The organism is Kineococcus indalonis, assembly GCF_009906395.1.
Taxonomy (GTDB): domain Bacteria; phylum Actinomycetota; class Actinomycetes; order Actinomycetales; family Kineococcaceae; genus Kineococcus; species Kineococcus indalonis.
Window position 1 is genome coordinate 1 of record NZ_JAAALM010000676.1, and the last position, 1,765, is coordinate 1,765.

Annotated in this window: 1 protein-coding gene; it reads right to left on the minus strand. The window is 79.8% G+C overall.

Features of this window, described 5'->3' with window-relative positions; genetic code table 11:
- On the minus strand, positions 1-1,750 hold a 1,750-nt coding region (locus GTR00_RS20165; protein ID WP_166613319.1), incomplete at its 3' end, for an FAD/NAD(P)-binding protein.
- Positions 1,751-1,765: the final 15 nt, after the last annotated feature.

Consider the following 1,765-nt stretch of genomic DNA (forward strand, 5'->3'; position numbering starts at 1 on the left):
GCACCCGGCCGTCCTCGTCCACCGCCAGCCGCCCGCCGCTGAACACCTGGCCGTCGGGGTCGCGGAACTCCCGCTCGCCCGCCTCCCCGCGCGCGCACAGGTGGCGCAGCAGCGGGTCCGCCGCCCCGCGCACGCTGGGGGAGGGCAGCCGGGCGTCGATCAGCACGCGGGTCGAGACGCGCACCGGGCCGTTGCCGCCCACCGCCGTCCACGCCCGCGCCGCCTCGTCGGGCTGCACCCGCACGTCCCCGCCGAGGAAGCGCACCACCCCGGCGTCGGCGAGCGCGAGCAGCTGGCGCAGCCGCTGCGGCGGCGGGCCGGAGGCCACGCAGCTGAAGAACCCGTGCCACCAGCCGTCGACCTCCAGCGCGGTGGAGCGCGCGTCGAGCAGGCCTCGCGCGGCCAGCGCCGCGACCGTGCCGTAGCAGGACAGCAGCGCGCTGAACACCGCCGCGTCGGCGCTGTGCGCGGGGTCGCCGCGGCGGGCGACGTCGGCGGCCACGTGCGCGCGCACCCGCTCGTGCACGCCCTGCGCGGTGGGTGAGGACCACCCGGCCAGGGGGCGGTCCAGGCGGGCCAGGTCCAGGCGGTCGGCGGGGTCGGGCACCGCCTCCTCGACGAGGGCGTCCAGCTCCGCCGACCCCCAGGGGGCGGCCGCGAACCGGGCGTCGAAGTCCGCCGCCGCCAGGCGGGTGCGCCCGGGGTGCCCGGCGAACAGCTCGCCGTAGTGGGCCCCGGCGAGCTCCTTGGCGATCAGCGGCCACACGTCGGCGTGCAGCCGCAGCGCCCCGCCGCGCCGCCCGGCCAGCTCCTGCGCGGCCTGCACGGTGCAGAAGCGCGGCAGCGCCGGGCGCCGGGCGAGCTCGTAGGTGATCTTCGAGCGGTACGGCACGCCGCGTCGGGAGCCGACGTGCAGGACGGGCTCGGCACCGCTGGGCAGGTAGACCAGCTCCCCGCCGGGGCCCTGCTCGTAGCGGCCGCCGCGGCCCTCGGTGAGCAGCACCAGCAGGTCCACGAACGCCAGGCCCATCCCGGCGACGAGGACGTCCTCGCCGGGGCGCACCGCCACCCGGTCGTCCTCCAGGCCCAGGTCGCCGGTGTAGGCGGGGGCGACGTAGCCCAGCCCGTGCCGCTCGGCGAAGGCGGCCAGCTCGAGCTCGCGCGGACCGGGCCGCACGTCGGGGTGGCCCTGGGCCAGCAGCACCGCGTCCACGTCCAGGACCGCGCCGCCGGCCAGGTGCACCCGCTGGCGGGCGCCGGCCGGCTCCCCGGCGCGCTCGTCGGTCAGGTCCACCACGCGGTCGGCGTGCGCGCGCACCCGCACGTGCGCGGGCAGGCCGGCCAGCACGTGCCGCCAGGCCGCCGCCAGGTAGCGGCCGGTCAGCGCCCGGGAGGGGAAGCTGCCCGGCTGCAGCGCGCGCGCCTCCGCGGCCGGGCCGTCCTCGCCGGCGGCCACCAGCTCGGCCACCAGCTCCTCGCGGTGCTCGTGCACCCACGCGTGCAGCGCCGGGCCGGTGCGCACGGGCGCGGTGAGCGTGGAGGTGGCGTCGGGCAGCACGGTGACGTCGGCGGCGCGCGAGTTCGCCCACAGCAGGTGGTGCTGGCCGGGGCGCCACACGCGCCCCGCCCCGGGCGGGTACGGGTCCACCAGGTGCACGAGCAGGGGCCGGTCGAGCCCGGCGGCGTGCGCGCCGAGGCGGTCCAGCACGCCCAGGGCGCGCGGGCCGGCGCCGACCAGGCACAGCACCACCGCGTCCTCGGGGTC